Here is a 26261-nt window from a genome sequence, read left to right on the forward strand (position 1 = left end):
GATGTCCGGCGGTCATTCGGCCAAGAGGCGGGCGAGGCTCGCCTCCATTGCGGCGGCGACGGCGGCGGCCGACAGGCGCTCCCGGATCCGGGCCTTGGCCGCCGCGCCGATCCGCTGCGCCTCGCCGCTCGTCACCGCAGCCGCAGCGGCGTTCAGGGCCCGCGCGAGATCGTCCTCGTCGACGCGTCCCCAGGTCGAGCCTTTGAGATAAGGGCCGTACGAATCCTCAAGGGCGACGATGTCGGCCCGGACCGGGAAACCGCAGGTCGCGTCGAGGAAGTCGCGGCTGCCGCCGAAATCGGTGGCGACCACCACCTTGCCCATCTCCATGGCCTCCGCGATCGTCAGGCCGAAGCCCTCCGAGGAGTGCGAGGAGGCATAGACGTCACAGGTCTCGAACAGGATCGCGAGCTCCCGCGCCGAGAGCGGCTGATCGATCACGACCACGTCTCCGCCCTTGCCCACGAGCTCGAGGAGCCGCCTGCCTTCGCCGGGAAGGTCGAAGACGTGCTTGGTCTTCAGCACGAGCTGCCAGCCGCTCTTCGCGAGACCGGCGGCGCGGAAGGCCCGGATCAGCGCGTGCGGGTTCTTGCGGGCGAGATAGCTCGAGCCGTCGAAGGCGTAGAGGATCAGCCGCTTGGCCGGGTCGATCGAGAAGCTCGCCCGCAGGCGGGCCTTGGCCGCGGCGCTCGCGGGCTCCCCGGGCTCGTTCTCGACGACGTGCGGCACGATCTCGACCGGGATGTCGGTGATCGACCGGAAGATGTCGGCGCAGAACTCGGTCGGGGTCCAGATCGCGTCGAGGCTGTCGACGGTCCGAAGCCAGTCCTCCGGGACGTAGGAGGTCTCCCAGACGAACAGCCCAACCTTCCGGCGCGCCTGCGCGACGATCGCCTGCTGGCGCGGGCTCATTAGCGAGGTCCAGGTTTCGCCGTTGAGATGGACCACGGCGACGTCGGCCGGTCCCGCGAAGGTCTCGGCCTGCCAGCCCGGCGCGACGCGCGCGTGGACGTGGAACGGGACTTCGAGCGGGTGCAGGTTCACCTGCCAGGGCGTCCGGTGGATCGCCCGGGCGTAGCCGCGGCCCGCGACGCCGAGACCGTTGGCGTAATTGGTCGGGCTCACGAAGGTGACGCGCGGCAGTCCGGCGGCGCGCGTCGGCCGCGCCAGGTCTGCCCAGACCCTGGCACCCGGCGTGGCATAGGTCGGCTCCAGGCGATCGAGGTCGAAGCTCGATTCCTCGAGCGCCTTACGCAACGGCTTTCCGCCGAGCGCCGCGTGCTCGCCGAGAAGCGAGCGCTTCACGAACGGGAAGCCCTGCCCCAGCAGGTTCTCCCAGTCGAACAGAGCGCGGTTGTTGCGCGGATCGTTCACCAGGGTCGTGTGCCGGTTGCGGGTGGAGAACAGGGCCCGCGTGTTCATGCCCGCCGCGCGCATCCGGGCCGAGAAGGTCAACTCGTACTCGGTGATGACGACGTTCTTGTCCGGCCAGCTCCGGATCGCCTGCATGTACTGGTTGAAGCCGTAGCATGACAGGCAGCGCCGCTTCAGCGCCAGGAAGAAGCTCTGCAGGTGGTCACTGTAGTAGAAGTTGTCGAGCAGGCCGACGACCTCCTCCGAGCAGCCATCGATCCGGGCCAGGATGCCGGCGAAGGCGTCGCGGTCGAGGGGACCGACGAGGCTGTCGTTGACCAGGTAGAGCGTGTCCGCGTCCAGCAGCTCGCCGTCCTCGGCCAGCACATGCGCCCAGGCGGCGAAGTCAAAGCCGCCGTTCTCGCGCACGTAGACCGAGGCGCACAGGTCGATCAGCGCCTGCGGCACGACCGTCTTGCGCTGGTCGGCCGCGACGATCAGCACCACGTCGGCGTCGTTCTCGATGAAGGCGCGCAGGTACGGCTCGACATGGCCCTTGATGCGGCCGTTGCCGGAATGCGTGATGAACAGGGCGGTGCGGGCATGCCGGCGCGGTTCGCGCTTCAGGCAGACGAGCGGCGCCTGGGCCGGATCCCCGGATCCCGCGGTGCCCGCGACGCAGCGGGTCCGCTTCCCCTGGCCGATGCCGTACTGGATGTAGTGAACCAGCGGGTTCAGTCCGCGCGCCGCGGCCTCCGGGTATTCCGTGAGGTACCAGGGCGCGTCGAAGCGGGGCGACGGGCTGGTAGTGCGGCCGCCATCCGCGAGGAAATGGGCGAGCGGGTTCGTCGCCGCATCGTCGGCGAGGTAGGCCGCGCGGTACCAGCGCGTGTCGAACCACGGGCCCGGATCGTGCCCGTCGGCGGCACCGTGCTCCAGGAAATGGACCAGCGGATTGAGGCTCTCCGGTACGATCTCGGGCGCCTGGGCGGCGTACCAGTCCGGATCGAACAGCGGGTGCGGCGCGTGACGGCGGTAGCCGCCGGCCATCACGTAATGCTCCAGCGGCTCGAGGCCGCTGGTCTCGGCCTCGGGACAGCGATCGCGGTAATACGCGGCGTCGAACAGCCCGGATCGCCGGATCAGCTCGACGTGGCGGGATAGGCTGGCGAGTTCCTCGGCATTGCGCAGGTAGCCCTGCTGCTTCCCGACCGTGATGTAGTGGACGAGGGCGTTGATCGGCTCGCGCCGGGCATCGGGATAGCGGGCGCGGTACCACGCCGTGTCGAAGGCGGGCGACGGGTCGGTCTCACCGCTCTCCAGGAAATGGAACAGGGCGCGCGCGCGCGCCGCCCGGCCGCCGAGATACCGCTCGGCGTACCAGTCGGGATCGAACAGCGGGTTCGGCGCCTGCCCGGCCGCCGCGCCGCGCTCGACGTAGTGCAGGAGCGGGTTGATGCCCTCGGCGCGCAGGGTCGGGTTCGCCGCGAGGTACAGGTCGCCGTGGAACAGTGGGTGCGGCCAGCGGCCTTCGCGTCCGCCGTGGACGGCGTAATGGGTCGCGGGATCGATCCCCTCGGTGGCGACATCCGGGTAGCGCCGCGCGTACCAGGCCGCGTCGAACAGGCCCGATTCCTTCACGGCCCGGACGAGGTCGGCCTGCCGCGGCCCGCTGCGGCGGTCCCGCTTCAGGCGACGGGTGAGCGGCCGTGCGAGGGATTGCGCGGCCCTGGCGAGGCCGGCCTTCTCGGACGACCCGGCAGCGAACACATCTCGAAGGCGCATGACATGGTCCGGATACGCGGGAAGCCCGCAAAGCTGCCCACGCCGCGATCCGCGAGAGACATCAAGGGGTTCGGCCGGCAGTCGCGGGCACGACCGGCGCCGGCTCAGGCGCCTTCCTAATGGTCCAGCCCGCCCGCGCCAAGACCCGGGCGCTGCGCCGGGCCGAGGCCGGAGGCGCGGCACGATCCCGGGAAAATCCGCGCGTCGCCTATCCGGGCGGCCTCGCGTTCGTATACGAGGCGCGCTCACGGCAACGCAGCGCGACTGCACAGCGTACCTGCAAGCAGAGCAGCCCGGTGGCTGATCTCACCCCCGAGGACGGGCTGCCCGCCGGGACGCCGCCGGACACGCCCTCCCCTTCGTGCCCCAACCGATGGAGCCTACCGTCATGAGTGAACGCATCATCCTCCGCGCCGGCGAAGCCCTGGTGGCGGGCGGCCCGCCCAACACCGCGTCCGAGCCGGAAGTCATCATCGGCGAGCTCGACGGGCCGGTCGGCACGGCCCTGGCGACGCTGACCGGCGACCAGGTGGTGGGCCACAGCCGCGTCTTCGCGCTGCTCAACACCGACATCATGGTCCGCCCGGTGACCCTGTGCGTCTCCAAGGTCAGCGTGACCGAGAGCAAGTACACGTCGATCCTGATGGGCACGGTGCAGTTCGCCATCGCCAACGGCGTGCTCGACGCCGTGCGGGCGGGCTACATCCCGAAGGAGAAGGCCAACGATCTCGGCATCATCTGCTCGGTCTGGCTGAGCCCCGGCGTGATCGAGGCCCAGACGGTCGACCACAAGGCGCTGTTCGAGATCCAGCGCAAGGGCATGACCGAGGCGATCCGCAAGGCGATGACCAACGAGCCGTCGATCGACTGGCTCTTGGAGAACCAGGAGAAGATCGTCCACAAGTACTACACAATGGGCCTCGAAGGGAAAATCTGAGCGCTTCCCCGGCCCGTGCCGGAGCGGGATCCGCGCCTACGGCCCGACCCTGCTCCGGCCGGCCGGGCTGGCGCGCGTCTGTCCGGTGTCCGAACACCCGAGCGGGGCGCGGACCTGGGCGCGCCCACGGGACGCGGCCGTTCCGGTGCGCCGGGATCTCGGCCGCGTGAGGCTTTGCGAAGGGAGACGCCGTGACCGTATCCAGCGAGGATGATCTGGCCGGACTGAAGCGGATCGGGCGCATCGTCGCCGAGGCGCTGGAGATCATGGGCAAGGCCATCGAGCCCGGCATCACCGAGCGCGAGCTCGACCGGATCGGACGCGCATACATGGAGGCCGCCGGAGCCCGCCCGGCGCCCGAGATGGTCTACGGCTTCCCCGGCGCGACCTGCATCAGCATCAACGAGCGGATCGCGCACGGCATCCCGGGCGACCGCCGGATCGAGCCGGGCGACCTGGTCAACATCGATGTCTCCGCCGAGAAGGACGGCTACTTCGCCGATACGGGCGCGTCCTTCGCCGTTCCGCCGGTGACCCGCAGGGTCGAGCGGCTCTGCCGGGACGGGCGCCGGGCGATGTGGGCGGGCCTGCGCCAGGTCGGCACCGGCAAGCCGCTGGCGGGGATCGGCCGGGCGGTCGGCGATTTTGCGCGCAAGAACGGCTACACGCTGGTGCGCAACCTCGCCAGCCACGGCGTCGGCCTGTCGCTCCACGAGGAGCCGACGGAGATCGCGACCTGGCCCGACGCCTCCGAGCGCCGGATCATGACGGAGGGGCTGGTGTTCACCGTCGAGCCGTTCCTGTCTCTGGGCGCCGAGTTCGCCGAGGACGGCGACGATCCTTGGACCCTCTACAGCCGGCCGAGGGCGCCGACGGTCCAGTACGAGCACACCGTCGTCGCCACGCGCAGCGGTCCGCTGGTCCTGACGATGCCGGGACAATAGGGGCCCGGCCGGTCCCGAGGTGGCGCCGTCGATCCTTGGGCCACGGAGCAGCGGGCGAGGCGCCCCACGCCCGGCCTCATCGCCGTCGCCGGTGAGCGGCGCGGTCCGGAACAGGGCCGCGGCGCCATGCGCCAGCTTCGGCCGCGATTCGGCGTGCGGCGATCCCGACCTTGCCAGCCCGGTATCAGAAGCCCCACACTTGTCGGAATGACCGGCGGGGTCCCGCGGGGCCCCGAGCAGGAGATGGATGACGGCATGACGCAGGGGATCAGCCCGGCCACCACCCTCGACGACGGCATCGTGGCCACCGCGGAGAGCTGTCTCGCCGCCGTCGGCGCGGCGCGGGAGGCGATCCACGGGGTGATCTTCGGGCAGGAGAAGGTCGTCGATCTCGCCCTTGTGACCATCCTGGCGGGCGGCCACGGCCTGCTGGTCGGCCTGCCGGGCCTCGCCAAGACCAAGCTCGTGGAGACGCTCGGCACCGTGCTCGGCCTCGACGCGCGGCGCGTGCAGTTCACCCCGGACCTGATGCCGTCCGACATCCTCGGCACCGAGATCCTGGAGGAGGATGCCGACCGCCGCCGCGCCTTCCGGTTCGTGCAGGGACCGGTCTTCACCCAGCTCCTGATGGCCGACGAGATCAACCGGGCGAGCCCGCGCACGCAGTCGGCCCTGCTCCAGGCCATGCAGGAGGGCCACGTCTCGGTGGCGGGCGCCCGCCACGACCTGCCCCGGCCGTTCCACGTCCTGGCGACCCAGAACCCGATCGAGCAGGAGGGCACCTACCCGCTGCCCGAGGCGCAGCTCGACCGCTTCCTCCTGGAGATCGACGTCGGCTACCCCGACCGCGCCGCCGAGCGCCGGATCCTGATCGAGACCACCGGCGTCGACGAGGCGCGCCCGCGCGCGGTGATGTCCACCGAGCAGTTGCTCACCGCCCAGCGCCTCGTGCGCCGGCTGCCGGTGGGCGAGGCCGTGGTCGAGGCGATCCTCGACCTCGTCCGTGCGGCGAGACCCGACAGCGGCGACGCGATCGTGAAGGACAAGCTCCTCTGGGGCCCCGGCCCCCGCGCCAGCCAGGCGCTCACGCTCGCCGCCCGCGCCCGGGCGCTGATCGAGGGCCGGGTCGCGCCGTCCGTGGCCGACGTGAAGGCGCTGGCCGAGCCGGTGCTCAAGCACCGCATGGCGCTGAGCTACACCGCCCGGGCCGACGGCGAGACCATCGAGGGCCTGATCGCCAAGCTCGCGGAGAAGCTCTGATCTTGGTCGCGACGAACGCCCTCGACGCCGGCAGGCGCATCCCCGGCCGGCGCGAGAGCGAGGGCGCGACCGCCCTCTCCGACAAGATGCCCCGCCTCGTCCTGGAGGCGCGCCGCGTGTCGAGCCTGCTGGCCCACGGCCTGCACGGCCGCCGCCGCGCCGGGCCGGGCGAGAGCTTCTGGCAGTTCCGACCCTTCGTCACCGGCGAGGCCGCCGCCCGGGTCGACTGGCGCCGCTCGGCCCGGGACGACCGGCTCTACGTGCGCGAGCGCGAATGGGAGGCCGCTCACAACATCTGGCTGTGGATCGACCGCTCGGCCTCCATGGGCTTCTCCTCGGACCTGGCGTCGGCCCCGAAGGTCGAGCGCGCCCTCATCCTGGGGCTGGGGCTCGCCGACGCCTTCGTGGAAGGCGGTGAGCGCGTGGGCCTTCTCGGGCTGACCCGGGCGACCGCGTCCCGCGGGATCGTCGAGCGGCTGGCGCAGGCGCTGGTGGCGGACAAGGCCGGCCTGACCGAGGACCTGCCGCCCCGGGCGAGCCCCGCCCGCTTCGACGAGGTGGTGCTGATCGGCGACTTCCTGACCGCGCCGGACCGGATCGCCGCCTCCGTGCAGAGCCTCGCCGGCCGCGGCAGCCGCGGCCATCTCCTGGTGATCGTCGATCCGATCGAGGAGACCTTTCCGTTCACCGGGCAGGCCGTGCTGCATGATCTCGAAGGCAGCCTCAGCCTCGATATCGGCGACGCCGACGCCTGGGGCGCGCGCTACCGCGCCCGGATCGCCGAGCACCGGGCCGCGTTGGCCGCCATTACCCGCAGCCAGGGCTGGACTCTGACGATCCACCGCACCGACCGGCCGGCGAGCGAGGCGGCCCTCCGGCTCGCCACGCTGATCGCCGCCCGCGGCACGGAGTGAGGCCGGCATGCTGGGTCTGACCTTCGCGGCGCCTCTGGCGCTCGCCGCCCTGATCGGCCTTCCCGCCCTGTGGTTCCTGTTGCGGGTGACCCCGCCGCGCCCGCGGCGGATCAACTTCCCGCCGCTCAAGCTCGTCGCGGACCTGATCCCGCAGCGGCAGACGCCGGCCCGGACGCCGCCCTGGCTGCTGATCCTCCGGTTGCTGATCGCCGCCGCCCTGATCCTGGCGGTCGCCGGCCCGGTCTGGAACGCCGGGGGCGTCGGGGCTGGGGGCGGCCGCACGGCCCTCCTCGTGCTCCTCGACAACGGCTTTCCCGCCGCCCACGACTGGCGCGACCGGCTCCGCGTCGCCACCGACGCCGTGGAGGGCGCCGCCCGCGACGGCCGGCCTGTGGCGGTGATCGGGCTGGCGGATGCGCCCGCAGCCTTCGAGGCGAAGACGCCGGCCGCCGCGCTTGAGCGGCTGCGCGCCCTCGCGCCGCGTCCGATCCTGCCCGCCCGGGACGCGCATCTCGCCACCATCGGCGCCTTCCTGGAGAAGAACCAGGGGGCCGGACTCGTCTGGATCAGCGACGGTGTCGCCGGCGCCAGCGACGAGCGCTTCGCCAAGGGCCTCGCCGACCTCGTCGGCGGCAGCGGCGCCGCGCTCACCATCCTGCGCGCCGACAGGCCGCCGGCTTTGGCCCTCATCGCCACCGAGAATGCCGGCAAGCTCGTCACCCACGCCCTGCGGGCCGTGCCGAACGGGCGCGATTCCGGCGTGATCCGGGCGCTGGACCAGAAGGGCCTGCCGCTCGCCGAGCGCGACTTCGCCTTCGCGGCCGATGCCACCGAAGCGGACGCGACCTTCGAGATGCCCGTGGAGCTGCGCAACAGCATCAGCCGGCTGGAGATCGCGGGCGAGCGCTCGGCCGGCGCCGTGGTGCTGCAGGACGAGCGCGGCAAGCGGCGCCGGGTCGGCCTGGTCTTCGGCGGCACCCTCGACCAAGCCCAGCCCCTGCTGGCGCCGACCTACTACCTCGCCCGCGCACTCCAGCCCTTCGCGGACGTGCAGGAGCCGCGCGGCGCCAAGGGCACGGCGGACTCGATCAACCAGCTCCTCGACAATCAGGTCTCGGTTCTGGTGCTGGCCGATGTCGGCGCGCTGGACGAGAAGACCACCGCCCGGATCGAGAGCTTCGTGAAGGAGGGCGGCCTGCTTCTGCGCTTCGCCGGCCCGCGGCTCGCCGCCGGCAACGATTCGCTGGTGCCGGTGCGCCTGCGCCGCGGCGGCCGGACGCTCGGCGGGACGCTCTCCTGGGACAGCCCCAAGACCCTGGCCCCCTTCCCGCCCGAGAGCCCGTTCGCGGGCCTGACGCCGCCGGCCGATATCGGCGTGCGCCGGCAGATCCTGGCCGAGCCGGATGGCGACCTGCCGAACCGGACCTGGGCATCGCTCCAGGACGGCACCCCGATCGTGACCGCGCAGAAGCGCGGCCAGGGCACGATCGTGCTGTTCCACGTCACCGCCGACACGACGTGGTCGAACCTGCCGCTCTCCGGGCTGTTCATCGACATGCTCCGGCGCGTCGTGGCGCTGGCCGGCGCCTCGGCGCCGGTCCAGGGAGAGGCCGCGCGAGCGGCCGCCCCGGTCCTCGCCCCGCGGGTGACGCTGGACGGGTTCGGGGCGCTCGGCTCGCCCCCCGCCTCGGCCACCGCGGTGGCGGCCGACTACGCCGACCGGGCCAATTCCGAACACCCGCCGGGCTTCTACGGCCCGCCGGACGGAGGCATCAGCGTGAACGCCCTGAAACCGGACGACCGGCTGAAGCCCCTGGACACGGCCGCTCTCGCGAGCGCCCGCACCGGATCGCTCGCCGGGGCCGAGGCCCTGGACCTGCGTCCGAGCCTGTTCACCCTCGCGCTGCTTCTGCTCGCCCTCGACACCCTGGCGGGCCTGTGGCTCGGCGGCTTCCTGCGCCGTGCTGGGCTGGCGGCCCGCCTGCGCGGGCGGCCCGCGGTCGTGGCACTGGCGGGCCTGCTGGTATTCGCGGCGCTGCCCGGACAGCCGGTGCGCGCCGAGGAACCACCGGCCAACCGGCCGAACGGCATCGAGTCGGCGCTGGTCACGCGCCTCGCCTACGTGATCACGGGCGATGCCGCCGTGGACGAGGCGAGCCGGACCGGGCTCACCGGCCTGACCCAGATGCTGGCCTCCCGCACCGCCCTGGAGCCCGGCGAGCCGGCCGGGATCGACCCGGCCAAGGACGAGCTGGCCTTCTATCCGCTGATCTACTGGCCGATCGCGCCCGGCCGGCCGCAACCCTCGGAAGCCGCGATCCGCAAGATCGACGCGTTTATGCGCAACGGCGGCACGGTCCTGTTCGACACCCGCGACGCGCTCACTGCCCGCCCGGGCGGGCCACCCTCACCGGAGGCCGCCTATCTGCGCAAGATGCTGGCGACGCTCGAGGTGCCGGAGCTGGAGCCGGTGCCCCTCGACCACGTGCTGACCAAGGCGTTCTACCTCGTGGACAGCTTCCCGGGCCGCTACGCTACCGGCCAGACCTGGGTGGAAGCCCTGCCGCCCGCCGCCGAGGGCGCCGAGCGCCGACCGGCGCGGGCGGGCGACGGCGTCAGCCCGATCATCATCACCGGCAACGATCTCGCCGCCGCCTGGGCGGTGGGCCGCCGGGGCGAGCCGCTCTACCCGGTGGTGGGCGGCGACCAGCGCCAGCGCGAGATGGCGTTCCGCGGCGGCGTCAACATCGTGATGTACACGCTGACCGGCAACTACAAGGCGGATCAGGTCCACGTGCCCGCGCTGCTGGAGCGGCTGGGTCAGTGATGGGTTTGAACCGCGCCCGCAGGGAACACGTGGTCCCGTCAGCCGGCCTCATCCTGAGGTGCGGGTGCGCGGCGGACGCCTCGAAGGAGCCCTCCAGAGGGCGCCGCGCTCCCTGGAGCCCGCCTTCGCGGCCGCTGGCGCGGCCCCTCAGGATGAGAGGGGCTGATCGGCCCACGGCCGCTCGGAATGCACAGGTCCCGGAGGCCGGATCGTCATGTTGAGCCTCAGCTTCACCCCCCTCCTGCCCTGGCCGGCCATCGCCGTCCTCGGCGCCATCGTCGCCGTCCTGGCGGTGTTCGCCGTGCTGGCGCGCGGCCGGACCGCGCTGCTGCGAGTCCTGGTCCTCGCGCTGGTCCTGGCGGCCCTCACCAACCCGGCCCTGGTGCGCGAGGACCGCGAGCCCGTGAAGGACGTGGCGGCCATCGTGGTCGACCGGTCCGGATCGCAAGCCCTCGGCGACCGCCCGCAAATGACCGACACGGTCCGCGCCGAGCTGCAGCGCCGCTTCGGCGCCCTCGCCAATATCGAGCCGCGCTTCATCGACGTGCCCGACGCCAAGGACGGCGATGACGGCACCAAGCTGTTCACCGCTCTGGGCCAGGCGCTCGCCGATGTGCCGCCGGAGCGGCTCGCCGGAATCGTGATGCTCACGGACGGCGTGGTCCACGACGTCCCGGCGTCGCTCGCCCAGCTCGGCATCAAGGCGCCGCTCCACGTCCTCGTCACCGGCCATCCGGACGAGCGCGACCGTCAGATCAAGCTCCTGGAAGCGCCCCGCTTCGGCATCGTCGGCAAGGACCTGACGATCCGCGCCGAGGTGATGGAGCGCGGCGGCACCGGCCACGCGGTCGTGACGGTGCGCCGCGACGGCGAGGAGATCGGCCGGCGGGATGTGGCGACCGACAAGCCGTTCGCGCTGACCACCCGCATCGAGCATGGCGGCCCGAACGTGGTGGAGATCGAGGTCGAGCCGCTGCCGGGCGAGCTCACGACGGTCAACAACCGCGCGGTTCTGCCGATCGAGGGCATCCGCGAGAAGCTCCGGGTGCTGCTGGTCTCCGGCGAGCCCCACCAGGGCGAGCGGACGTGGCGCAACCTGCTGAAGTCCGACGCCAACGTCGACCTCGTCCACTTCACCATCCTGCGCCCGCCGGAGAAGCAGGACGGCACGCCCATCTCGGAACTCTCCCTGATCGCCTTCCCGACGCGCGAGCTGTTCGTCCAGAAGATCAAGGATTTCGACCTGATCATCTTCGACCGCTACGCCAACCAGAGCGTGCTGCCGCAGGCCTATTTCGACAACATCGTCCGCTATGTCCGCGAGGGCGGCGCCCTGCTGATCGCGGCCGGCCCCGAATTCGCCGGCCCCGCGAGCCTCGCCCGCACGCGCCTCGCCGGCATCCTGCCCGGCGATCCGGACGGGCGCGTCGTCGAGAAGCCCTACAAGGCGGCGCCGACCCAGATCGGCCAGCGGCATCCGGTCACCCGCGCCCTGCCGGGCTCGGACGCCAACCCGCCCGCCTGGGGCGACTGGCTGCGCATCATCGAGGCCCGGACCCGCCCCGGCATCCAGCCGATCCTGTCGGGCGCCGAGGGGCTGCCGCTGCTCGCCCTGTCGCGCGAGGACAAGGGCCGGGTCGCCCTGCTCCTGTCCGATCATGCCTGGCTCTGGGCCCGGGGCTACCAGGAAGGCGGTCCCTATCTCGACCTGCTGCGCCGCCTCGGCCACTGGCTGATGAAGGAGCCGGCCCTGGAGGAGGAGGCCCTGCGCGCTCAGACCACCGGCCGCGGTCGCGAGGTGCGGGTCGAGCGGCAGACCATGGCGGACCAGACCGAGCCCGTCACCGTCACCGGACCGACCGGCAAGGTGGCGACGCTGACGCTGAAGCCCGGCGAGCCCGGCCTGTTCACCGCCACCTTCGACGCCGAGACGCTCGGGCTGCACACCCTGCGCTCGGGCAACCTCGTCGCCTTCGTCAGCGTCGGACCCGCCAATCCCCGCGAGCTCGCCGACGTCTTCAGCGACACCGAGCGCCTGAAGGCCGTGGCCGACGGGTCGGGCGGCTCGGTCCGCCGGATCGCCGAGGCCGGCGGCGGCATCCAGGTGCCGCGTCTCGCGGTGGTGCGCGGCGGCCGCCTGGCCGGCGGCGACTGGATCGGCTTCCGGCCGAGCGACAGCGCCAACATCCGCGGCGTCGAGGTCTACCCGCTGGCGCTGGGTCTGGCGGCGCTCGCCGCGCTTGCCGCGGCCCTGCTCGCCATGTGGCTGGTCGAGGGCCGACGAGGCCGGGCGGCGTGAGGACATCCGTTCGCGCTCGGCGCGCCTGGCTTGGCGCCATGGCGTGTGTGTGAGCGCGCTCGACGCCCGGGGCACGCCCGGCCTATGACCCTGACTGAACGCCCGCGCCCCGCGCGGGCTCGACGCAACGGAGACAGCCTGCCCGTGACAGCGCAGACCGCGACCGGACGCCTTCTCGCCGCGACGCTCCTCGTCGCCTGCCTCCAGCTCGCCCCGGCGCACGCGCAGGAACCGGCCGCGATGCCGTCGACGCCGGCCACCCTGCCCGCCGCGAACGGCCAGTGGACCCACGCGATCACGCTGATGGGCCAGCCGAAATACGGCCCCGACTTCAAGCATTTCGACTACGCCGAACCGGCCGCCCCCAAGGGCGGAATGGTCCGCTTCGGCGCGCAGGGCGGGTTCGACAACTTCAACATCGTCGTCGCCGGCCTGAAGGGCGATCTCGAAGGCGGCGTCCAGCAGATCTACGATCCGCTGATGACCGAGTCGTCGGACGAGCCGTTCACCTCCTACGGCCTGCTCGCCGAGGCGGTCCGGATCGCCCCCGATCTCGGCTCGGTCTCGTACCGGCTGCGCGAGAACGCCCGCTGGCACGACGGCAAGCCGATCACCCCCGAGGACGTGGTCTGGTCCTTCGACGTGCTGAAGGCCAACAGCCCGTTCTACGGCGCCTATTACCAGACGGTCGCGAAGGCCGAGGCGACCGGGCCGCGCGAGGTGACCTTCACCTTCACCGAGACCGGCAACCGCGAGCTGCCGCAGGTGATCGGGCAGCTGCGCGTCCTGCCCAAGCACTGGTGGACCGCTAAGGACGCCAACGGCAAGCAACGCAGCGTCACCGAGACCACCCTGGAGCCGCCGCTCGGTTCCGGCCCGTACCGGCTCGCGAAGTTCGAGCCCGGCCGGACCGCGACCTACACCCGCGTGCCCGACTATTGGGGCAAGGACCTGCCGGTGAATGCCGGGCGCTACAACTTCGACACGGAACGCTACGAGTATTTCCGCGACGGCACCGTGCTGGTCGAGGCGCTGAAGGGCGACCTCTACGACTTCCGCGTCGAGAACATCGCCCGGAACTGGGCCACGGCCTACGACGATTTCCCGGCCGTGAAGGAAGGGCGCCTGATCAAGGAGGCGTTCCCCGACCGCGGCATGGGCATCATGCAGGCCTTCGTGTTCAACACCCGCAAGGACAAGTTCAAGGACCCGCGCGTGCGCCGGGCCTTCAACCTCGCGTTGAACTACGAGGAGATGAACAAGGCCCTGTTCTACGGCCTCTACAACAGGATCAACTCCTACTTCTTCGGCTCGGAGCTGGCCTCCTCGGGCCTGCCGGAGGGCGACGAGAAGGCGGTCCTCGAGAGCGTCAAGGACAAGGTCCCTCCATCCGTCTTCACCACGCCGTACACCAATCCGGTCAACGACAGCCCCGAGGCCGTGCGCAAGAACCTGCGCGAGGCCGTCGGCCTCCTGCGCGAGGCGGGCTACGAGCTGCGCGGCGGCAAGATGGTCAACAAGGCCACGGGCGAGCCGCTGACCGTCGAGTTCCTGGAGTTCCAGAACACCTTCGAGCGGGTGATCCTCCCGTTCTCGGCGCAGCTGAAGCTCATCGGCATCGACGCGACGCTGCGGGTGATCGATCAGGCCCAGTACCAGAACCGCATCCGCAACTTCGACTTCGACGTCACCACGTCGAACTGGGGCGAGTCGCTCTCGCCGGGCAATGAGCAACGCGAGTACTGGGGCTCGGCGGCCGCCGACAAGCCGGGCTCGCGCAACCTGATCGGCATCAAGGATCCCGGCATCGACGCACTGATCGAGAAGGTGATCTTCGCCAAGGACCGGCCCGCCGTCATCGCGGCCACCCGCGCCCTCGACCGGGTGCTGCTCGCCCACGATTACGTCGTGCCGCAATGGTCCTCGAACCAGCAGAGGACCCTGCGCTGGAACCGGTTCGGCCATCCGGCGATCCTGCCGCTCTACGCCAGCTCTGGCTTCCCGACGACGTGGTGGTACGACGAGGCGCGGGCCGCGAAGACCGGGGCCCCGCGTTGACGGGCGCCCCGTGGACGCCGACCCGCCGGAGCCTGGTCCTGGGGGCCGGTGCCCTGGCGGCGATCCGGCCGTCGGGCGGGACCTGGGCGGCCGACGCGGAGCGCCACGGCCTTTCCAGTTTCGGCGAACTGAAATACGGCCCGGACTTCGAGCACTTCGCCTACGTGAACCCGATGGCGCCGCGGGGCGGCCGCTTCTCGGGCCAGCTCTCCTCGTCGACCGGGAACCAGGCGCTCAACACCTTCAACACGCTCAACATCTACGTGCTGCGCGGCGAGGGTGCCGCCGGGATGAACCTGACCTTCGACAGCCTGATGATCCGCGCCCTCGACGAGCCGGACGCGGTCTACGGGCTGCTGGCCCGCTCCGTCGCGATCAGTCCGGACGGGCTGACCTACACGTTCTCGCTGCGCCCGCAGGCGCGGTTCCACGACGGCTCGCGGCTCACCGCGCAGGACGCCGCCTTCAGCCTGAAGCTCCTGCGCGACAAGGGTCATCCCGAGATCGCCGAGGTCATCCGCGCCATGAGCGACGCGCGGGCCGAGGGTGAGGATCGGCTGGTCGTGACCTTCGAAGCCGGCCGCGCCCGCGACCTGCCGCTGTTCGTGGCGCAGCTGCCGATTTTCTCGGCGGCCTATTACGGCGGCCGCGACTTCGAGGCCTCGACCCTGGAACCACCTCTGGGTTCCGGCCCCTACCGGGTCGGCGCGGTCGATCCCGGCCGTTCGATCGGGCTGGAGCGGGTGCCGGATTACTGGGCGGCCGACCTGCCGGTGAATGTCGGCCAGAACAACTTCGACATGATCCGCTACGAGTATTTCCGCGACCGGACCGTGGCGTTCGAGGCGTTCAAGAGCGGCGCCTTCACGTTCCGGGAGGAATTCACCGCCCGGGTCTGGGCCACCGGCTACGACTTTCCGGCCCTGGCCGAGGGGCGCGTCGTCCGCGAGACGGTGCCGGATGCGCGGCCGAGCGGCACCCAGGGCTGGTGGATCAACACCCGCCGGGCGGCCTTCCGCGATCCCCGCGTGCGCGAGGCGATCGGCCTGTGCTTCGACTTCGAATGGTCGAACCGCAACCTGATGTACGGCGCCTACACGCGCACGGCCTCGTTCTTCGAGAATTCCGATCTCAAGGCGACCGGCAAGCCCTCGGCCGAGGAACTCGCCCTGCTGGAGCCGCTCAAGGATCTGCCGCCGGAGGTGTTCGGCGAGGCCTGGACGCCGCCGGTCTCGGACGGGTCCGGCCAGGACCGGGCCCTGCTCAAGCGCGCCGACGCGCTGCTGCGGGAGGCCGGCTGCACGCGGCAGGGGGGAAGCCTTCTGCTGCCCGGCGGGCAGCCGCTGACCCTCGAATTCCTGGACGAGGATCCGGTCTTCCAGGCGGTCACGCAGCCCTTCATCCGCAATCTTGGACTCCTGGGGATCAAGGCGAGCCTCCGCACCGTCGATCCCGCGCAGTACCAAGCCCGGCTCAAGGACTTCGATTTCGATCTCACCGCCCGCCGTTATGCCAGCGGCATGACGCCGGGCGCGGAGCTGCGCGAGACTTACGGCTCCCGGGCGGCCAGAACCGCGGGATCGAACAACCTGTCGGGGATCATGGATCCGGCGATCGATACGCTCCTGACCGCGATCGCCGACGCCAAGTCGCGGGCGGAGCTCACCACGGCCTGCCGGGCCCTCGACCGGGTGCTCCGGGCCGGGCGCTACTGGGTGCCGATGTGGTACGGCTCGACCCACCGCCTCGCGTTGTGGGACATCTACGGCCGCCCGGCCAACCCGCCGAAATACGATCTCGGCGCCCCCGGCACGTGGTGGTTTGACGCCGAAAAGGCCAAGCGGATTGGGCGGGAGTAACGCCATGCTCGCTTACATCCTGCGCCGCATCGGCCTGATGATCCCGACCCTGCTGGGGATCATGCTGATCACCTTCACCATCGTGCAGTTCGCCCCCGGCGGGCCGGTGGAGCGGGTGCTGTCCCAGCTCCAGGGCCAGCGCGACGGCGCGATGTCGCGCGTGACCGGCGGCTCCGGCGATCTCGGCGGCGCCGCACGACCCTCCGGTGGCGGCGGCGAGGCGAGTTCCCGCTACCGCGGCGCGCAAGGGTTGAGCCCGGAGTTCATCGCCAAGCTGGAGAAGCAGTTCGGCTTCGACAGGCCGGCGCCGGAGCGCTTCGCCAAGATGCTCTGGGACTACGTCCGCTTCGATTTCGGCCGCAGCTACTTCCGCGACGTCACCGTCATCCAGCTGATCAAGGAGCGCCTGCCGGTCTCGATCTCGCTGGGCCTGTGGATGACGCTCCTGTCCTACGCGATCTCGATCCCGCTCGGCATCCGCAAGGCCGTGAAGGACGGCGAGCGCTTCGACCGCTGGACCTCCTTCGTGGTGATCATCGGCTACGCGATTCCGGGCTTCATGTTCGGGCTGATGCTGATCATCCTGTTCGCCGGCGGCTCGTTCTACCAGTGGTTCCCGTTGCGCGGCCTGACCAGCGAGGGCTGGGAGGGATTCTCCACCTGGCACAAGGTCACCGACTACGCGTGGCACATGGTGCTGCCGCTGACCGCGCTCGTCATCGGCGCCTTCGCGACCTCGACCCTGCTCACCAAGAACTCGTTCCTCGACGAGATCCGCAAGCAGTACGTGCTGACCGCTCGGATGAAGGGCCTGTCCGAGCGGCGCGTGCTCTACGGCCACGTCTTCCGCAACGCCATGCTGATCGTGATCGCGGGCTTTCCCGGGGCCTTCATCTCGGCCTTCTTCACCGGTTCTCTGCTGATCGAGACGATCTTCTCCCTCGACGGCCTCGGGGAACTGTCGTTCCGGGCGATCGTCGGGCGGGATTACCCGGTGGTGTTCGCTACCCTCTACATCTTCTCGCTGCTCGGGCTCGCGGTGAACCTGCTCTCCGACCTGATCTACGTCTGGATCGACCCGCGGATCGACTTCTCGGCGCGGGCGACCTGAGGCCGGAGATCACGACAGCGGCGAGCCCGGATCCGGCAGCGCGATGGTCGAGGTCGCCTCCGCGATCTGGTCCGGCCCGCCCTTGGGCGGCCAGACGCCGGAGGCGTAGGCGGCCGCGCGCAGGGTCGCGCGCTCCTCAAGGCTGGAGAAGGCCCAGATGTGCGTGATCCGCGGAGGGCCGTCGAGGGCGTAGAGGTTGGTGACGAGGTGTTCGGTATAGGTCCGGGCCGGCGCGATCGCCGCCTCCCAGGCCGCCAGCGTCGGCGCCAAGCCGCCGGGCTTCAGCCGGTAGGTGCGAACCTCGTAGACGCCGCCGCGCGATCCGGTCCGCAGCGGCGGCAGGAACGGGAACGGCGCGTAGCTGTCTAGGGTCAGCGCCGTGAGCAGATCGCCGGCGTTGAACGGCGCCGCGCTCATCAGGGCGCGCCGCCGCTCCGCCGTCATCGCCTCGGGCGTGTCGAAGCCGCGCAGGACGAGAACCTGCCCGAGGGTGCCGATCTCGGTCCGCCAGCAGCCGAGCAGCGTCCCGGCCTCCGCCTCGGCGACCCAGGCCCGCGCCCGTTCGCAGACAGCTCCGGCGGCGAGAAGCGGACAGGACAGGGTCGCGAGTTCGTAGAGCATGGACTGATTCCGCCTTCTATGGGCGCCCGCTCCGTCACGGCGCGCGACGCGACGTCACCCAGGGCGGCGCGATATCGGGAGACGTGGCGCCGCCCTGGATTGCTTCGCTTCGCTCGCAAAGACAGCGCCGGGGCTTCGACGGCCAAGATCGTAACATCTGACGGACGAAGTGAGGTCACATCACGTGCCGGGCCCATCCAGAACCCGCGCCACAGTCAGGCGCAGCGCCTGGGCGCTCCGGTAGCCCACCGCCGCCGCCACGGCCCGGGGCGAGCGCCCCTCGGCCTCCAGCGCCAGGGCGCGGATCACCCGGGCGCGCGCACGCCAGTCGCCGAAGCTCAGGCCCGTCTCCGCCCGGAAGCCGCGGGTCAGCGTGCGCCGGCTCGCCCCAGCGCGGTCCGCCCAGGCGTCGAGATCCGCCTCCGAGGCCGGATCCTCGATCAGCCCGAAACAGACCCGGCGCAGGCGCGGATCGCGGGGCAGCGGCAGGACGAGCGGCGTCGCGGGCGCCCGGCCGATCTCGTCGAGCACCAGGGCGGCGAGATGGCCGCCGCGCCCGTCCTCCTCGTACAGCACCGGCTCCGCCGCCAGGGCCGTCAGCGCCGCGGCCAGGAGCGGCGAGACCGCGATCACCCGGCAGCCTGCCGGAAAGCCCGTGACGGCGGCCGGATCGAGATAGGCCGAGCACATCGCAACCGCGCCGTGGGTCGCCACCGCGTGCGGCAGGCGCGGCGGGATCCACAGGGCATGCCCCTCGGGCACGACCCAGGTGCCGTCCTCGGCCGACGCCATCATCAGGCCGGCGGTGGCGTAGAGGAGCTGCGCGCGCTGGTGGAAGTGGCGATCGAGGACCATCCCGGCCGCGTAGGCCTTGGGCATCACCGCGACCGCGCGCGGCACGTCCTGATAGTCAGCCGCGTTCGTGGACCGCGTTGGCCGCGCGGCGTCACCCGGCGAAAATGGCCCGTTCGCATACATACTCGGCCCGACACCTCCATCGGGTCAGGCTATCAGGGTCAGATCCCGGAGGATACGCCGCGATGGATTCGGACACGCTGTCTCGCCGCACGCTGCGCTTCGTCAACGTCGCGCACGCCCTCGATCACTTCGTGCTGCTGATCTACCCGACCGCGGTCATCGCCATCGCGGCCCAGACCGGGCTCGGCTACGGCGAGCTGATCGGGCTCGCGACCGGCGCTTTCGTGGCCTTCGGCCTGTGCTCCCTGCCGATGGGCTCGCTGGCCGACCGGTTCGGGCGCCGCAACATGCTGGCGGTGTTCTTCTTCGGCTACGGCCTGTCCTGCCTCGGCGTGGCGAGCGCCTCGACGCCGCTCGGCTTCGCCCTCTGGCTCTGCGTGCTCGGCCTGGCCTCGGCGATCTACCACCCGGTCGGCTCGGCCATGCTGGTGACCCATGCCCGCCGGCTCGGGCGCGATCTCGGCATCAACGGCGTCTGGGGCAATTTCGGCGCGGCCTCGGCCTCCGGCCTCACCGCGCTGCTCGCCGCCACCATCAGCTGGCGCGCGGCCTTCGTGGTCCCGGGCCTCGTCTGCCTCGCCTGCGGGGCCGCCTTCCTGGCGCTGGTGCCGGGCGACGGCGAGGCTTCGGGCAAGAAGGCCGGCGGCGCCGCGGTGATCCCGGTGACCCGGCCCTGGGCGCTGATGGCGATGTTCGGCCTGTCGATCTTCGCGGGCGGACTGACCTTCAACCTGACGACGATCAGCCTGCCCAAGGTGATCGACGAGGGCGTCGGCCACGCGCTGCCCCTGGCGCTGACCGGCTCGCTCGCCACCGGCGTGTTCCTGTTCGGCGCCCTGATGCAACTCGCCATGGGCCGTCTGATCGACCGCTACAGCCTGCCCGCCCTGTTCGTGGCGCTCTCGGTGCTGCAGCCACTGGGCCTCGGGATCGCGGCCCTGAGCACCGGTGTGCCCCTGCTCGTCGGCCTCGTGCTGGCCATGACGGCAATCTACGGACAGGTGGTGATCAACGACGCGATGATCGCCCGCTACGTGCCCCCCGCCTACCGCGCCCGGGCCTACAGCGTGCGCTATTTCGTGGGCTTCACGGCGAGCGGGTTCGTGGTCCCGGCCATCGCGCTGCTGCATGACCGCGGCGGCTTCGGGCTGGTGCTCGGCGTCGCCTCCGCTTGCGGCGCGGTGATCTGGCTCTCGGCGATCGGCTTCCTCAGGCTGACCCAGGGCGGCGCGCGGCCCGCGCTCGCCGCAGCGGAGTAGCGGGACCGTTTGCGGCCCTGGGCGGACGCTGCTACGCGGCCCTCGTCCGACCCGTGAGCCCCTTGTGACCCCGCCGTGACCCCCCTGTCCCTCGTCATCCGGCCCGAGCGGCCGGAGGATGCTTCCGCCATCGAGCGGCTCCAGGCCCGGGCCTTCGGCCCCGGCCGGTTCGCCCGCACCGCGTATCGCCTGCGCGAGGGCGCGGCCGAGCGGATCGACCTCGGCGTCACCGCCTCCGTGGGCAGCTTCCTCGTCGGCTCGGTGCGGATGGGGCCGGTACGGACCGGAACGACGTCGTTCGTGATGCTCGGACCGCTCGCCGTCGACCCGAGCTTCGAGGGCCGCGGGATCGGCGGCACCCTGACCCGCGCGGCGATCGAGGCGGCGCGGGAGGCGGGCGAAGGCCTCGTGATCCTGGTGGGCGATGCCCCCTACTACGCCCGCTTCGGGTTCACCCCCGTGCCTCCGGGGAAGATCACCCTGCCGGGACCGGTCGATCCGACGCGGCTCCTGTGGCTGGAGCTGGCGGCGGGTTTTCGCGACCGGGTCGCCGGTCTGGTGGAAGCGGTCCCGGCGTCGGACGTGTAGTGTCCGCCCGGCCGAAGAGGTCGGGCGGCGTTGAAGCGTGAGCCTGTCAGCGGTGGGTGCCCGTTCCGCTGGTGCCGGACGTCCCGGAGGTCCCGGTGGCCGAACCGCCCGTGCGGGAGGTCGAGCCGGTCGCGTCTGAGGTGCCGGACTTCATCTCATGACCGGGCGCGTAACCGGAGGCGCCGGGGCTTCCGGCCTTGCTGCCGCGATCCTGCATCTCGCGACCGGGCGTCCGGGACGAGGCCCCCTGCTCTGCCGCGAAGGCGGTGCCGCCGAGGGCCAGGGTGGCCAGGACGATGATGGGCAAGCGCTGCATGGCGTGTCTCCTGCTGTTGGGGCCTCGTAATGCCGGACCCGCCCGGACCGTTCCGAAACAGCCGGCCGGGCCTCACGCCCGTCGGAGGGCCAGCCCGGCGATCACCCCGGCCGAGAGGAGTGCCAGCGCGACGGGCGTCGCCGAGGTGGCGGGCCAAGCGGATGCCGCGGCCGTGAACAGCGCCCCGAAGGTCATCTGGGTGAAGCCGTAGAGGCTGGAAGCCGAGCCGGCCGCGTGCGGATCGACGTTCATCAGGCCGGCCACCGCGTTCGGGCTGAGCAGGCCGACGCCGACCGCGTAGGCGAACAGCGGCACGATCAGGCTGACGACGCCGAGCATCCCGGTCCGGTCGACCACCAGCAGCGACAGCGCCGCCGCGATGCAGAGAAGGTTGCCGCTCCGCGCGGCCTTGCGGATCGGCACGCGGGCGGCGAGGCGGCTCGCCAGGACCGCACCGCCGACCATGCCGAACACCACGATCAGGCAATCGAACCCGACCTCCTGCGACGAGCGCCCGAGCCGGTCCACGAGCAGGAACGGCGCCACCGCCAGGAAGGCGTAGAGACTGGTGCCACCGCAGGCGCCGGCAACCAGGTAGGCCCGGAACACCGGAATCCGCACGAGCCGCAGATAGCCGGCGAGCACGGCGACGAAGCCCGGCAGCGCCACCTTGTGGCGGTTGGTCTCGGGCAGGGTGAACACCACCAGGGCGCCCAGCACGGCCACGAGGCCGGCGAGCACCACGAACACGGCGCGCCAGCCGAAAGCCTCGTTCACCACGCCCCCGATCGCCGGCGCCAGCGCCGGCGTGAGCGTCATCGCGGTCGTCAGGATCGCGAGCTTGCGGGCCGCATCCTCGCGGGTCGAGACGTCCCGCACCATGGCGCGGCCGATCACCAGGGAGCCGCAGGCGCCGAGCGATTGCAGGACGCGGGCGACCAGCAGGGTTCCGATGTTCGGCGCCGGGATCGCGAGCAGCAGCCCGACGAGATAGAGGCCGAGCCCGCCGATCAGGATCGGCCGCCTTCCGTACCGGTCCGAGAGCGGGCCGTAGAGCAGCTGACCGCCCGCGAGACCGATCAGGTAGACGGTGATGGTGAGTTGCGCGCCGGCCGCGTTGGTGCCGAGATCCGCGGCCGCCGCCGCGAGGGCCGGCACGAAGATGTGCAGGGCCACCGTTCCGGTCATGGTCACGGCGACCAGCAGCGGCAGGGAAGCGCGTCGCTCCCCCGCATCGGGACTTCGCACGGGCAAGGCAGTTCCTTCGCGGTTGCCGACCCGGACAGATGCCGGGTCGCGGCCGCTTTAAGGCAAAGGCCGGGCCCGGAGCCATGCCATCGGAACGCGCCTGACGCGCGGGGTGTCCGACCGACGCCGTATCCGGGCCGCGTGACGGCCCGGTCGGCCCTATTGCTGCTTGGGCAGGGGCTGCGGCGTCGGAAGCGGCGCGTTCCGGTCCTTGGTCGGACCGCCGACCTCGAGGTCCTTCGCCCGCTCGACCGCCTCGGGATTGGCCTGGGCCGGGGGCTCCTTGGCGGCCGGGGACGCGGGCGCCGTGGGCTCGGCGGGGATCACGCTCGACGGCGTTCCCTGCTGGTCGCCGTCATGGGCGCTGGCCGGGGGCGACGGCGCGTTCCGGTCGCTCGACTCGCTCGGGGCGCGCGGGCTGCCGGGGGATTTCTCTTCGACCGGCTTGGCCGTGCTGGTGTCGGCAGGCTTGGCCGGGCTATCCTTACCCTCGGAGGGCTTCGACGCCGCCGGCTTCGCGGCGGACGGCTTGTCGGCAGCGGCCTTATCGGCAGCCGGCTTGTCTTCGGGCTTCGCTGCCGCCGGCTCGGCCGCAGGCGCCGCGTCGCTCTTCTCGACAGCGGGCAGCGGCTTGGGATCGTCCGCGTTGGACCGCAGGTAGGCGATCACGTTCGCCCGCTCCTGCGGCGAGGCGATGCCGGCGAAGGCCATCTTGGTGCCCTTCGCGTAGCCCTTTGGATTGGTGAGGAAGGCGTCGAGATCCGCGTAGGTCCAGGTGCCGCCCTTCTCCTTCAGGGCCGCCGAGTACTCGAAGCCGGGATGGCCGCCCTTCGGCCGCTCGACGACGCCGTAAAGATCCGGGCCGACCTTGTTGGGACCGCCCTTCTCGAAGTTGTGGCAGGCGTGGCAGGCCTTCGTGCCGGCCTCGCCCTTCTCGGCGTTGGCGCTCGCGAGCCGGACCGCGATCGGCTCGACCTTGGCCTCGGGCGCCGCGGCGGCAGCCTGCGGCTCCGGCTCGGGCAGGTCGTAGCCGGCTTTGCCCGCCGGCTTCGGATGATAGATCAATTCGGCGACGAAACCCGATCCGGCCGCGAACAGCAGGGCGCCCAGGACGGCCCCCAGGACTTTGTTCACCTCGAACGAGTTCATGCTCTTCTCGCGACTCGGCCCGGACCGATCGCGCGCCTGACACGGGCGAGCAGGCTCGGACACCGGACATTGGAAGATTTCGAGGTTGCCTTAGCCGTTCCGGACGGCTCCTGACAATGCCGCCGGGCCCATCCGCGGCGCTGCGGCGCAGGATTGTTCCACCGAATTGTCCAGCTTGTCACCCCGCGGCCGCTTTGCGGCATCTTTTCTCCACGTGCCCCGCCCGCCGGCCGCGGGGGACGACAACCGGGAGCGGGCCTGTTAAGCAGCCGGCCGTTTCCCGGCGCGGCCGCCACGTTGCCGTGCCCAGGTCCGATTTCTCATGTCCGATCCCCTGGTCCTGATCCCGTCCCGCCTCGCGGCGACTCGCCTGCCGAACAAGCCGCTGGCCGACATCGCCGGCGAGGCCATGATCGTCCATGTCTGGCGCCGGGCCGTCGAGGCTGGGATCGGCCCCGTGGTGGTGGCCACCGACACGGCCGAGATCGCCAGGACCGTGGAGGCGGCGGGCGGCCTCGCGGTGATGACCCGGGCCGACCACCCGTCCGGCTCGGACCGGCTCGCGGAGGCGCTGGAGATCGTCGATCCGGAGGGGCGCCACGACGTGGTCGTCAACGTGCAGGGCGACCTGCCGACCATCGATCCGGCGATCATCGGCGCGGCCGTCATGCCGCTCGCCGACCGGACGGTGGACATCGTCACGCTCTGCGCCCCGATCACCGATCCGCACGAGGCCGACAACCCGAACGTGGTCAAGCTGGTGGGACACGCCGTCGGCCCCGGCCGCCTGCGCGCCCTCTACTTCACCCGCGCCCGCGCCCCCTGGGGCGACGGACCGCTCTGGCACCATATCGGCCTCTACGCCTACCGGCGCACCGCCCTAACCCGCTTCGTCGCCCTGCCTCCGGGCGAGCTGGAGGTCCGCGAGAAGCTGGAGCAGCTGCGGGCGCTCGAGGCCGGCATGCGCATCGACGCCGCCATCGTCGACGATCTGCCGCTCGGCGTCGACACCCCCGCCGACCTGGAGCGCGCCCGCGCCCTGCTCCAGGCCCGGCGCCTCAACTGAACGCGCGCCCGAAACCTCGCCGCCATGACAGACCGCACGATCGCCTACCAGGGTGAGCCCGGAGCCAACTCGCACATCATCTGCGCGGAAGCCTTTCCGGACTGGACGTACCTGCCCTGCGCCACCTTCGAGGATGCGTTCGCGGCCGTCACGGAAGGACGGGCGCAGCGGGCGATGATCCCGATCGAGAACTCGATCGCCGGCCGTGTCGCCGACATTCACCACCTGATCCCAACCTCGCCGCTGCACATCGTGGCCGAGCACTTCCTGCCGATCCACTTCCAGCTCATGGTCCTTCCGGGCACGTCGATCGAGACGATCCGGACGGTTCACAGCCACGTCCACGCGCTGGGCCAGTGCCGCCGGGTCGTCCGTCGCCTGGGCGTCAAGGCCGTTGTGGCCGGCGACACCGCCGGGGCTGCGCGCGAGATCGCCGAGATCGGCGATCCGAGCCGGGCGGCCCTGGCGCCGGCGCTCGCCGCCGCGGTCTACGGGCTCGACATCCTGGAGCGCGACGTCGAGGACGAGGCCCACAACACGACCCGCTTCGTGGTGTTCTCCCCCGAGCCCGAGCCGGTCGCGCCCGGGACCGAGCCCTGCGTGACGAGCTTCGTGTTCCGCGTCCGCAACATCCCAGCCGCCCTCTACAAGGCCCTCGGCGGCTTCGCGACGAACGGCGTCAATATGTCGAAGCTCGAGAGCTACATGATGGACGGCGAGTTCACCGCCACGCAGTTCTACGCGGAGGTGGACGGTCATCCGGAGGATCCGGGCCTCGCCCGAGCCCTCGACGAGCTCGGCTTCTTCTCGCGCGAGCTGCGGGTGATCGGCACCTACCCGGCCCACCCGTTCCGCGAGGCAGCGCGACCGGCGGCGGAGTAGCGTCGCGCCTATTCCCGCCGCAGCACCCGGTCCGCGGCCAGATCCGACCAGAAACCCGGCCGGAAGTCGCGCTTGAGCGCCTCCGGGTCGTAGACGGTCTCGACCCAGGTCAGGAAGTCCATCCCCCTGGCCTCGCCCTCTAGGCGGTAGCGGGCGAAGAACGCGTCCAGGATGCCGGTCTTGGCGAAGCGGAGATGGCCGTAGCGGGCCGAGAGCTGCCGGGCCGCCTCGGCGACAGGCCGGCCCTCGTGCAGGATCAGGTACAGGGCCGAGGCGAGGCCGGCCCGGTCGGCGCCCGACTTGCAGTGCATCACCGCCGGGTACGCGACGCTCGCGAAGAAGTCCTTGGCAGCCAGGATGGTCTCCCGGTCCGGCGCCTCCCGGGAGCGCAGCACGAATTCCCGCAGGATCAGGCCGTGGCGCTCGCAGGCCTCGCGCTGCAGCGGCCAGGACCCGTGCTCGCGGCCGCCGCGCAGGGAGATGACCGTGCGCACGCCCTCGGCCCGGAAGCGGGCAAGATGGTGCGGTCCGGGCTGGGCCGAGCGCCAGAGCGCACCGGTGCCGACCCGATGGCGGTTGAGATAGGCGAGCCGGAACACGCCGTGGTCCATCAGCAGCATGTTGGCCCAGGCCCTCAGCCGGTCGCCCGGTCCGGCGATCGGCCGCTCGAAGCGGGCGATCCGGGCCATGCGCCGCGCGTAGCGCGTCTCGGGCTTCAGGAAGCGGTTGAACAAGGCCGTGCTGCCGGAGGGAACGAGCGCGGGCTCTACCAGCCGCCCGAGGGGCCGGCAATTCGCGTCGCCTACA

At 71.6% G+C, this 26261-nt stretch carries 20 protein-coding genes; 13 read left to right on the forward strand and 7 right to left on the reverse strand.

The window, feature by feature from the left end:
- Positions 1 to 12 precede the first annotated feature (12 nt).
- Positions 13 to 3138 carry a rhamnan synthesis F family protein gene (locus tag AC3WSN_RS18275; protein ID WP_492539850.1) on the reverse strand — a complete coding sequence of 1042 codons (3126 nt, stop codon included), beginning with the start codon at positions 3136 to 3138 and terminating at the stop codon, positions 13 to 15.
- A gap of 388 nt (positions 3139 to 3526) precedes the next feature.
- Here AC3WSN_RS18275 and AC3WSN_RS18280 point away from each other — a divergent pair, with 388 nt between their 5' ends.
- The 9 genes from AC3WSN_RS18280 to AC3WSN_RS18320 all read left to right on the forward strand — a co-directional run bounded on the left by AC3WSN_RS18280 (position 3527) and on the right by AC3WSN_RS18320 (position 17347).
- Positions 3527 to 4075 carry a formaldehyde-activating enzyme gene (locus tag AC3WSN_RS18280; RefSeq protein ID WP_111473287.1) on the forward strand — a complete coding sequence of 183 codons (549 nt, stop codon included), beginning with the start codon at positions 3527 to 3529 and terminating at the stop codon, positions 4073 to 4075.
- Between the two features lie 191 nt (positions 4076 to 4266).
- On the forward strand, positions 4267 to 5019 hold the full coding sequence (gene map, locus AC3WSN_RS18285) for a type I methionyl aminopeptidase (protein WP_492539852.1): 753 nt from the start codon (positions 4267 to 4269) through the stop codon (positions 5017 to 5019).
- A gap of 255 nt (positions 5020 to 5274) precedes the next feature.
- A complete protein-coding gene (locus AC3WSN_RS18290; protein WP_238196857.1) occupies positions 5275 to 6279 on the forward strand; it encodes an AAA family ATPase in 1005 nt (334 codons plus the stop codon).
- Between the two features lie 2 nt (positions 6280 to 6281).
- The gene (locus AC3WSN_RS18295) at positions 6282 to 7193 is read left to right on the forward strand and encodes a DUF58 domain-containing protein (protein WP_492539854.1); all 912 of its coding nucleotides are present in this window, start codon (positions 6282 to 6284) and stop codon (positions 7191 to 7193) included.
- A gap of 7 nt (positions 7194 to 7200) precedes the next feature.
- Positions 7201 to 10020: a DUF4159 domain-containing protein gene (locus AC3WSN_RS18300; protein ID WP_492539856.1), complete on the forward strand. Its 2820-nt coding sequence runs from the start codon at positions 7201 to 7203 to the stop codon at positions 10018 to 10020.
- A gap of 214 nt (positions 10021 to 10234) precedes the next feature.
- A complete protein-coding gene (locus AC3WSN_RS18305; protein WP_492539858.1) occupies positions 10235 to 12319 on the forward strand; it encodes a hypothetical protein in 2085 nt (694 codons plus the stop codon).
- Positions 12320 to 12463: 144 nt separating this feature from the next.
- Positions 12464 to 14377: an extracellular solute-binding protein gene (locus AC3WSN_RS18310; protein ID WP_492539860.1), complete on the forward strand. Its 1914-nt coding sequence runs from the start codon at positions 12464 to 12466 to the stop codon at positions 14375 to 14377.
- Positions 14374 to 16236, forward strand: coding sequence for an extracellular solute-binding protein (locus AC3WSN_RS18315; RefSeq protein ID WP_492539862.1), 1863 nt, complete (start codon positions 14374 to 14376; stop codon positions 16234 to 16236). Before AC3WSN_RS18310 ends, AC3WSN_RS18315 begins: the two co-directional genes overlap by 4 nt.
- Positions 16237 to 16240: 4 nt before the next feature.
- Positions 16241 to 17347 (forward strand): microcin C ABC transporter permease YejB, encoded by a 1107-nt coding sequence (locus AC3WSN_RS18320; protein WP_238196776.1) that lies wholly within the window; start codon positions 16241 to 16243, stop codon positions 17345 to 17347.
- A 9-nt stretch (positions 17348 to 17356) separates the two neighbouring features.
- Here the strand turns inward: AC3WSN_RS18320 and AC3WSN_RS18325 are convergent, their stop codons facing one another.
- Positions 17357 to 17968: an NIPSNAP family protein gene (locus AC3WSN_RS18325; protein ID WP_492539864.1), complete on the reverse strand. Its 612-nt coding sequence runs from the start codon at positions 17966 to 17968 to the stop codon at positions 17357 to 17359.
- A gap of 180 nt (positions 17969 to 18148) precedes the next feature.
- A complete protein-coding gene (locus tag AC3WSN_RS18330) occupies positions 18149 to 18946 on the reverse strand; it encodes an AraC family ligand binding domain-containing protein (RefSeq protein ID WP_492539866.1) in 798 nt (265 codons plus the stop codon).
- 62 nt (positions 18947 to 19008) lie between these two features.
- Here AC3WSN_RS18330 and AC3WSN_RS18335 point away from each other — a divergent pair, with 62 nt between their 5' ends.
- The gene (locus AC3WSN_RS18335) at positions 19009 to 20205 is read left to right on the forward strand and encodes an MFS transporter (protein WP_192707891.1); all 1197 of its coding nucleotides are present in this window, start codon (positions 19009 to 19011) and stop codon (positions 20203 to 20205) included.
- A gap of 75 nt (positions 20206 to 20280) precedes the next feature.
- Positions 20281 to 20793 (forward strand): GNAT family N-acetyltransferase, encoded by a 513-nt coding sequence (locus AC3WSN_RS18340; RefSeq protein ID WP_492539869.1) that lies wholly within the window; start codon positions 20281 to 20283, stop codon positions 20791 to 20793.
- Positions 20794 to 20839: 46 nt separating this feature from the next.
- On the opposite strand, the gene AC3WSN_RS18345 is transcribed toward AC3WSN_RS18340, so the two are convergent.
- The 3 genes from AC3WSN_RS18345 to AC3WSN_RS18355 form a co-directional block, all read right to left on the reverse strand.
- Positions 20840 to 21109, reverse strand: coding sequence for a hypothetical protein (locus tag AC3WSN_RS18345; protein ID WP_492539871.1), 270 nt, complete (start codon positions 21107 to 21109; stop codon positions 20840 to 20842).
- 72 nt (positions 21110 to 21181) lie between these two features.
- On the reverse strand, positions 21182 to 22363 hold the full coding sequence (locus tag AC3WSN_RS18350; protein ID WP_492539873.1) for a multidrug effflux MFS transporter: 1182 nt from the start codon (positions 22361 to 22363) through the stop codon (positions 21182 to 21184).
- Between the two features lie 153 nt (positions 22364 to 22516).
- Complete coding sequence (locus AC3WSN_RS18355; RefSeq protein ID WP_492539875.1) at positions 22517 to 23506, reverse strand: c-type cytochrome; 990 nt, start codon at positions 23504 to 23506, stop codon at positions 22517 to 22519.
- Between the two features lie 322 nt (positions 23507 to 23828).
- On the opposite strand from AC3WSN_RS18355, the gene AC3WSN_RS18360 reads away from it, so the two are divergent.
- Together AC3WSN_RS18360 and AC3WSN_RS18365 are read left to right on the forward strand one after the other, a co-directional pair.
- Positions 23829 to 24572 carry a 3-deoxy-manno-octulosonate cytidylyltransferase gene (locus tag AC3WSN_RS18360; protein ID WP_492539876.1) on the forward strand — a complete coding sequence of 248 codons (744 nt, stop codon included), beginning with the start codon at positions 23829 to 23831 and terminating at the stop codon, positions 24570 to 24572.
- Positions 24573 to 24596: 24 nt separating this feature from the next.
- Positions 24597 to 25454 (forward strand): prephenate dehydratase, encoded by an 858-nt coding sequence (locus tag AC3WSN_RS18365; RefSeq protein WP_192707885.1) that lies wholly within the window; start codon positions 24597 to 24599, stop codon positions 25452 to 25454.
- A gap of 8 nt (positions 25455 to 25462) precedes the next feature.
- Here AC3WSN_RS18365 and AC3WSN_RS18370 read toward each other — a convergent pair whose 3' ends face one another.
- Positions 25463 to 26188, reverse strand: a complete 726-nt coding sequence (locus AC3WSN_RS18370) for a tyrosine-protein phosphatase (RefSeq protein WP_192707884.1) — start codon at positions 26186 to 26188, stop codon at positions 25463 to 25465.
- Positions 26189 to 26261: the final 73 nt, after the last annotated feature.

Source organism: Methylobacterium sp. FW102-HT35C08, assembly GCF_058790235.1.

Coding starts and splice junctions, on each gene's coding strand:
- AC3WSN_RS18275 (WP_492539850.1), bottom strand. CDS start 3,138: ATGCGCCTTCGAGATGTGTTCGCTGCCGGGTCGTCCGAGAAGGCCGGC.
- AC3WSN_RS18280 (WP_111473287.1), top strand. CDS start 3,527: ATGAGTGAACGCATCATCCTCCGCGCCGGCGAAGCCCTGGTGGCGGGC.
- AC3WSN_RS18290 (WP_238196857.1), top strand. CDS start 5,275: ATGACGCAGGGGATCAGCCCGGCCACCACCCTCGACGACGGCATCGTG.
- AC3WSN_RS18300 (WP_492539856.1), top strand. CDS start 7,201: ATGCTGGGTCTGACCTTCGCGGCGCCTCTGGCGCTCGCCGCCCTGATC.
- AC3WSN_RS18305 (WP_492539858.1), top strand. CDS start 10,235: ATGTTGAGCCTCAGCTTCACCCCCCTCCTGCCCTGGCCGGCCATCGCC.
- AC3WSN_RS18320 (WP_238196776.1), top strand. CDS start 16,241: ATGCTCGCTTACATCCTGCGCCGCATCGGCCTGATGATCCCGACCCTG.
- AC3WSN_RS18325 (WP_492539864.1), bottom strand. CDS start 17,968: ATGCTCTACGAACTCGCGACCCTGTCCTGTCCGCTTCTCGCCGCCGGA.
- AC3WSN_RS18330 (WP_492539866.1), bottom strand. CDS start 18,946: ATGTATGCGAACGGGCCATTTTCGCCGGGTGACGCCGCGCGGCCAACG.
- AC3WSN_RS18335 (WP_192707891.1), top strand. CDS start 19,009: ATGGATTCGGACACGCTGTCTCGCCGCACGCTGCGCTTCGTCAACGTC.
- AC3WSN_RS18345 (WP_492539871.1), bottom strand. CDS start 21,109: ATGCAGCGCTTGCCCATCATCGTCCTGGCCACCCTGGCCCTCGGCGGC.
- AC3WSN_RS18355 (WP_492539875.1), bottom strand. CDS start 23,506: ATGAACTCGTTCGAGGTGAACAAAGTCCTGGGGGCCGTCCTGGGCGCC.
- AC3WSN_RS18360 (WP_492539876.1), top strand. CDS start 23,829: ATGTCCGATCCCCTGGTCCTGATCCCGTCCCGCCTCGCGGCGACTCGC.
- AC3WSN_RS18365 (WP_192707885.1), top strand. CDS start 24,597: ATGACAGACCGCACGATCGCCTACCAGGGTGAGCCCGGAGCCAACTCG.